At 67.6% G+C, this 7,177-nt stretch carries 7 protein-coding genes; 2 read left to right on the forward strand and 5 right to left on the reverse strand.

Going from position 1 to position 7,177, the window contains the following annotated elements:
• On the forward strand, positions 1-1,115 hold a 1,115-nt coding region (locus tag JHC79_RS22015; protein WP_296394906.1), incomplete at its 5' end, for a class II fumarate hydratase.
• An 85-nt stretch (positions 1,116-1,200) separates the two neighbouring features.
• Here the strand turns inward: JHC79_RS22015 and JHC79_RS22020 are convergent.
• The 5 genes from JHC79_RS22020 to JHC79_RS22040 form a co-directional block, all read right to left on the reverse strand.
• Entirely contained in the window at positions 1,201-1,551 is a 351-nt protein-coding gene (locus JHC79_RS22020) for a hypothetical protein (protein ID WP_296394908.1), read from the reverse strand.
• On the reverse strand, positions 1,548-2,873 hold the full coding sequence (locus tag JHC79_RS22025; RefSeq protein ID WP_296394910.1) for a PepSY-associated TM helix domain-containing protein: 1,326 nt from the start codon (positions 2,871-2,873) through the stop codon (positions 1,548-1,550). Before JHC79_RS22025 ends, JHC79_RS22020 begins: the two co-directional genes overlap by 4 nt.
• A 56-nt stretch (positions 2,874-2,929) precedes the next feature.
• Entirely contained in the window at positions 2,930-3,970 is a 1,041-nt protein-coding gene (locus JHC79_RS22030) for a hypothetical protein (RefSeq protein WP_296394913.1), read from the reverse strand.
• Positions 3,971-4,054: 84 nt separating this feature from the next.
• The gene (locus tag JHC79_RS22035) at positions 4,055-4,759 is read right to left on the reverse strand and encodes a L,D-transpeptidase family protein (protein WP_366783212.1); all 705 of its coding nucleotides are present in this window, start codon (positions 4,757-4,759) and stop codon (positions 4,055-4,057) included.
• 233 nt (positions 4,760-4,992) lie between these two features.
• Positions 4,993-6,291 carry a PhoH family protein gene (locus JHC79_RS22040; RefSeq protein WP_296394916.1) on the reverse strand — a complete coding sequence of 433 codons (1,299 nt, stop codon included), beginning with the start codon at positions 6,289-6,291 and terminating at the stop codon, positions 4,993-4,995.
• Between the two features lie 345 nt (positions 6,292-6,636).
• Between JHC79_RS22040 and JHC79_RS22045 the strand changes: the two genes are divergently transcribed.
• On the forward strand, positions 6,637-7,177 hold a 541-nt coding region (locus JHC79_RS22045), incomplete at its 3' end, for a PhoD-like phosphatase N-terminal domain-containing protein (RefSeq protein WP_296394918.1).

Raw genomic sequence — 7,177 nt, forward strand, 5'->3', positions numbered from 1 at the left:
TCCAGACCGGCTCGGGCACCAGCTCGAACATGAACGCCAACGAGGTCATCGCCTCGATCGCGAAGGCCGCGGGCGTCGAGGTGCACCCCAACGACCACGTCAACATGTCGCAGTCGTCGAACGACACCTTTCCCACCGCAACCCATGTGGCCGCGACCGAGGCCGCGGCGACCGATCTGATCCCGGCGCTCGAGCACCTGCACGAGGCGCTCGCAGCCAAGGCAATCGAGTGGCGTGAGGTCGTCAAGTCCGGCCGCACGCACCTGATGGACGCCGTCCCGGTCACCCTGGGGCAGGAGTTCGGTGGCTACGCCCGTCAGATCGAGGCCGGTGTCGAGCGCGTGCAGGCCGCCCTGGTGCGCGTCGGCGAACTGCCGATCGGCGGTACCGCCGTCGGTACCGGGCTCAACGCGCCGGACGAGTTCGGCACCAAGGTCGTCGCCGATCTCGTCAAACAGACCGGTGTGGCGCACCTCTCGTTGGCCGTCGACAACTTCGAGGCGCAGGCCGCCCGTGACGGTCTCGTCGAGCTGTCCGGTGTGCTCAAGACCGTCGCGGTGTCGCTGACCAAGATCGCCAACGACGTCCGCTGGATGGGATCGGGGCCGTTGACCGGTCTCGGCGAGATCCGGCTCCCCGACCTGCAGCCGGGTAGTTCGATCATGCCCGGCAAGGTCAATCCCGTTCTTCCCGAGGCGGTCACGCAGGTCGCCGCGCAGGTCATCGGCAACGATGCCGCGGTCACCTGGGGCGGCGGCAACGGCGCCTTCGAGCTCAACGTCTACATCCCGATGATGGCCCGTAACGTGCTCGAGTCACTCAAGTTGCTGGCCAACGTCTCCCACCTGTTCGCCGACCGGTGCATCGCCGGGCTGGAGGCCAACGTCGACCATCTCAAGACCCTCGCCGAGAGCTCCCCGTCGATCGTGACGCCGCTCAACAGCGCGATCGGTTACGAGGAGGCCGCCGCCGTGGCCAAGCAGGCCCTCAAGGAGGGCAAGACGATTCGCCAGACGGTCATCGATCGGGGACTCATCGGCGACTCGCTGAGCGAGGCCGAACTCGACAATCGCCTCGACGTGCTGAAGATGGCCAACCTCGACCACAAGCGCTGAGCGCGGCGGGTTCACTCCCGCGACGACAATCCGCTCCCGCGACCGGGATTCCGGTCGCCGGACCGGATTTGTGTCGCGGGAGGACTCAGAGGAACATCGCCTCACTGCGGTAGCAGAGGAACGCGAGCAGTACGAAGACCACGGCACGCACGAGGTCGGCCTGCCTACCCTGCAGCCGTCCGGCCATGGATGTACCCACCGGGACGATGGCGACCGCGGTGATGGCGTACCCGGCGAACACCACCGGTCGGGCGGGCGGCGTACCGGTCACCCAGGCGACCAGACCGGTTGCGAGCCATGCGGTCACGGCCACCCACAGCATTGCGATGGGCACCGTGGACGGTGCCGCGGCGGGTCCGAGTACGGCCCGGCCGAGGAACCACAGCCCGAGCGCCATCGCCCATACGATCACCACGAGGGCAACCGTCTGGTTCATGCCTGCGACTGCGCCGCGGCCCGCGCGGCCCGGGCCTGGTTCTTGCGTCTGGTGGTCCCCCGTCGGAACAGCCACGTGGACACCCCGGTGATCATCAGCAGCAGTGGGGTGAGGCCGAAGAGGAACCACAGCGACCGCCACCACGGGTTGACCGAGACGCCGTAGTGCAGCATCGGCTGGGCCCACTGGTCGATGACCTCGTTCGAGACACTCGACGGGGTCCCACTCATCACCTTCACATCGGTCGCGTCGTGGGCGTCGACCCCGACCGAGCGATTGCCGTGATAGGTGGGACTGTGAGCCCACAGGTCGGCCTTCGACCCGTCGGGTCCGCGGTCGAGGAGGGTGAAGCCGTAGTGGCCATCCGTGTCCGCGGGCAGCGTCACCGCCGTGATCACCGAACCGGGGAACACCGCGGTCGCCGCCGCGGCAGCGGCGGCGAGGGTGATGTCGGGGCCGGCCTTCCCCGACGGTTCCATGTCGTAGGCGTCGTCGGCCACCGCGGTACCTCCGGTCGCCGAGTACCAGAGATCGGCGACGGCGGGGATCTCGAAGTTCATCCCGGTCAGGGCCCAGATGAGCAGGGCCGGCGCCGCGACGATGCCGATCACGTTGTGCAGGTCGTAGTCACGGGCGAATCGGCCCCGTCCCAGCCGCACGCGGAAGCCGTGGCGCCATTTACCGATTCCGGGCCACCACAGGGCGATGCCGCTGATCGCCAGGACCAACAGCAGCAGTCCGGTCCCGGCGAGAACCATTCCGCCCCATGTCATGTCCGCGGTCGCCCCGAATCCGGCCAGCGGGGACGCCTCCTCCAACCAGGGCAGGTATCCCGGGTAGGCCTCGCAGGTCAGACCACAGTCGTGCACGTTGACGAGAAATCCGATGACGCCGCCATAGATGTCGCCGTGACCGTTGATCGCGCCGGTTCCCGCGTCGACGTAGTAGGCCTCGTTGGAGGTCGGATCGTCGGAGAACAGAACGTACACACCGTCCTTCTCCGATGCGTACGTCGTCGCGAACCCCGGGTCGGCGGCGCGCACCGCGTCGAACGCCGCCGCGAAACCCACCGGTTCGGCCGTGGTCGATGCGAACAGGTCGGAGTTGGTGGCCTTCAGGAGCTCCGGCGCGTACACCAGCGAGGCGCCGGTGGTGCAGACCACCACCAGGATCATGCCGAGAACGAGCGAGGACCACCGATGGGCCAGCAGAACGCCTTTGCGAACAGGCCTACGGGTGCGCCGTTTTCGAGCGCGCGGTCTCGGCACACGGACGACAACGGGCTCGGTGAGGCCTGGCGGATCCAGGACGGCGTCGGACATAGTTGGTTAGGCTAGCATCACCTAACTCCACTCCCTGCCCTCCGAGGGAGGAACCCCTAACGACGCAGCAGATCGAACGTGGGCTTGAGCTTGTAGTCGTAGGTCAGCAGAGCCCCGAAACGGGTCTCCCGGTCGTTGAGTGTCCGGGGATCGTTCGAGTAGTCGCGAATGCTGTAGATGATGACCGGGCCCGCGTACGGGAGCCTCGCGATACGCGCAAGGCCTTCCTTGATCTGATCACGCTGCTGGATCGGCGTGTTGCCGCCGAAACGTGGCCCGTTGGTCGGGGCGCCGAATTCGGTGAACCAGATCTTTTTACCGGCATCGCCGTTGCGCACCATGATGTCGCGGACACGCGCGACATCGGAGAATGCGTTGAGCGGATCCTTCGCGAAACCGGAGGGGAAGACGTACGGATGCATCGCTGCGGCGTCGAAGTAGCGCTTCGCACCGAGACGGTAGATGTCCCGCATGAACTGCGGCGGGGAGTCACTGCCCAGCAACGGACTCAACCCGGCGGCGATGACGGTCGACCGCGGCTGGATGCGCTTGATGACGGGATAGGTCGCACGCAGCAGAGCGACGTAACGAGCCGGTTTGTTCGCCACCAACCCGAAGAACGCGGGAAGGTTCGGCTCGTTCCAGATCTCCCAGGTGCTGGAGCTACCGCGGTAACGCTGCACGGCCCGTGCGGCGAACGCGGAGAAGTCCGTCGCTCGCGCCGGCGGAGCCGTACGGAGGAGCCCACCTCCCTGCAGAAGCGGGGTGAAGGCGATGAGACCGATGACGGACAGACCGCGTTTGCGAGCCGCGTTCACCACCCGATCGGTCGGACCCCAGTTGTAGACGCCGGGGCTGGTCTCGATCGTGCTCCGGTCGATCAACACCCGGAACCACTTGGCGTTGGTCTGCGCGACCACGTTCATCTCACGGTCGATGTCGGCCTGCGACAGCGTCGTGATGAGCGCGCCCTCGGTGAATCCGTACCCCGCTGCCGGGACGACGGGCGCCGCCGACGCGGGGGGAACAGCCGAGAGTCCGAGAGTGACCGACAGGATCACGCCGGCAATGAGAGTTCGCAGAGAAAGCCGTGACATGCAGGACATTGTTACATCACCAGCGTGAATCCAGCGCATCGAAAGTGCACGGTCACGCGAAGGTCGATCGCTTCGTCCGGGATGTCAGGCCTGATTGGCGTTCAGGCCGATGGTGATGACCGGATCCTTGCTCGGGTCCAGCCATTTCAGTACGGACACCATCGTCGCCTTGTCCACCGCGACGCATCCCTGCGTCGGCGAGCCGTCGGTGACGTGCAGGAAGATGCCCGATGCGTACCCGGGACGGCGCTGCGGATTGTGGGCGATGTTGACCGCGTAGTCGTAGACGGGACCGCTGTCGTACAGGTTCTCGCTGTCCCCACCGGGGCTCGCCACCTGCCGGACGTGGGTGTTGTACGTCGGTGACGACGGGAACTCGTCCCACCAGTCCTGCCGGTCGGCCTGGAAGTACGGAAGCTTCGTGCCCGGGTTGGGCTGGCGACCGAAGGCCTGGTCGAACGCGAAGGTGCCCTCCGGCGTGCGCGGCACGTTGTCGCGCGGAGCACCGATCCCCTGCGAGCCGACGAATGCCTTGACCGGGCCGATGGTGGCCTTCCATGCGCCGTCGACCTTGTCCCATGCGGTCAGGGTGGCGGTGGTGTCCGACCGTGCGTCGGACATCACGGTGACCATCTGCGAAGTGCTGGGGAAATCCGCGGGTGACACGACGGTGGCCGCGTTCGCGGGCGCCAACCCCACAGCACCCGACAACGCGGCGACCATCACCACCCCGGCCGCAACAGCAGGAGACACCAGACGCCACTTGAACCACATACGTAACTCGAACACCACGAAAGTATGGCGCACGCCGGCCGGCAATCGGTCTCGACAGGGTCACAACCCTGCACTGAAATGATCACCGACCGGCGTGGTGTCGCGAGTCACGATTCCCTGCGGCGGAAGCTGTTTCGTTCGCCCGCTGTGACGCGTATCTCGCCCGCTCGCTACGCTCCCGGCGCGCTCAGCCACAACTCGCCCGCTCGCTACGCTCCCGGCGCGCTCAGCCACAACTCGCCCGCTCGCTACGCTCCCGGCGCGAACTCCTCCAGCATCTCCGTCACGAGCGCCGCGATCGGCGACCGCTCACTGCGGGTCAGCGTGATGTGGGCGAACAGCGGGTGCCCCTTCAGCTTCTCGATGACCGCCGCGACACCGTCGTGCCTGCCGACCCGGAGGTTGTCGCGCTGGGCGACATCGTGGGTGAGGACCACCCGCGAGCCGGAGCCCAGGCGCGAGAGCACGGTGAGCAGGACGTTGCGCTCGAGTGACTGCGCCTCGTCGACGATGACGAACGAGTCGTGCAGCGACCGGCCCCGGATGTGCGTGAGCGGTAGGACCTCCAACATCCCGCGGCTCAACACCTCCTCGATCACCTCGGTCGAGGCCAGCCCCTCGAGGGTGTCGAACACCGCCTGCGCCCAGGGGCCCATCTTGTCCGACTCGCTGCCGGGCAGGTATCCGAGGTTCTGGCCGCCGACGGCGTAGAGCGGACGGAACACGACGACCTTGCGCTGCGTGCGGCGCTCGAGGACCGCCTCGAGTCCGGCGCACAGGGCCAGCGCCGACTTGCCGGTGCCCGCCTTGCCGCCCATCGAGACGATCCCGACGCTCTCGTCGAGCAGCAGATCGAGCGCCACCCGCTGCTCCGCGGACCGTCCGCGCAGACCGAAGGCCTCCCGGTCGCCGCGGACCAACTGCACCTGCTTGTCGGCGTTGACCCGACCCAACGCACTCGATGTACCGCCGAGCAGCCGAACCCCGGTGTGGCACGGCAGTTCCCGGGCGACGTCGATGTCGGCAACACCCTCGGCGAACAACCGGTCGATGTCGGTGGAGTCCACCTCGACCTCGGTCATCCCCGCCCACCCCGACACGACCACGTCCTGGGCGTGGTACTCGTCGGCGGCCAGTCCCACCGCGCCCGCCTTCACCCGCAGTGGGGTGTCCTTGGACACCAGCACGACATCATTGCCCTCGGCCCGAAGGTTCAACGCGCAGGCCAGGATTCGCGAGTCGTTGGTGTCGGTGCGGAAGCCGGCGGGCAGGACCGCGGGGTCGGTGTGGTTCAGCTCGACCTGAACGGTCCCGTCGTCGTTGCCGATCGGGACGGGGAGATCGAGGCGCCCGTGTTCGATCCGCAGATCGTCGAGCATCCGCAACGACTCGCGCGCAAACCATCCGAGCTCGTGGTGGTGACGCTTGCCCTCGAGTTCGCTGATCACCACCAGCGGCAGGACGACGCGATGCTCGGCGAATCGCGTCACCGCCCACGGGTCGGACAGCAGCACGGAGGTGTCAAGGACATAAGTGCGTGTGGTCACGAAGGGCTCCTCGGCCGGCACGGCTCCCGTGCAAGCAGTTTCGACAGGACCGGGCCGGTACAGGGACCGGGGCCGGTCCCCTCGCGGTGTGTGACCAAACCACGAATAGAACCTCCCGGACGGACCACTTCCCCGCGATCCGTCATTCGCAAAGCTACGCCCGGAGGGCCCAGACTTCGCGACGTGAGACCCGCGTGTCCGTGAACAACGCGTAACGCGATGACTCACCGCGTTCGGTCGGTGTTCATCCGACGAGCCGGTCGCGATCCGAGTTCACGCGGGGGTCATCCGGACGCCCCCGCAGCGACCCGTTGCGGTCAACGCGGGCTGGTCGGCTGGGTCACCATGAGCCCTCGAATTCCCACGCCCTCGGTCGTCGTCGGCGACGACAAGACCATCCGGCACGGGGTGAACCGTCGCCGCTTCCTCACCTGGACCGGCGTCGCAGGCGCACTGGCCTTCACCCCCGGCCTGTTCGCCGACGCCGCTCCCCTGGCGACCGCGCCCTCGTCGGGCGACCATCTGTTCACCCTCGGGGTCGCGTCGGGAGATCCGCTGCCCGACGGCGTCGTGCTGTGGACACGACTCGCGTCGTCTCCGCTGGCCCGCGGCGGCGGGATGGGTTCGGCACCGGTGCCGGTCGAATGGGAACTCGCCGTCGACGAGAAGATGACGTCCGTCGTCCGGCGGGGACGCGTGATCGCGACCGCCGCCGACGGACACAGCGTGCACGTCGATGTCCGCGGGCTGGCGCCTGCGCGCGAGTACTTCTACCGGTTCCGCTCGGGAGCGCACATCTCCGACATCGGCCGAACCCGCACCGCCCCCGCGGCCGGGTCCCCACTGGCCGCGCTGACCTTCGCGTGGGCCTCCTGCCAGTCGTGGG

The sequence above is a fragment of the Williamsia sp. genome (assembly GCF_016462415.1).
Classification (GTDB): Bacteria; Actinomycetota; Actinomycetes; order Mycobacteriales; family Mycobacteriaceae; genus Williamsia_A.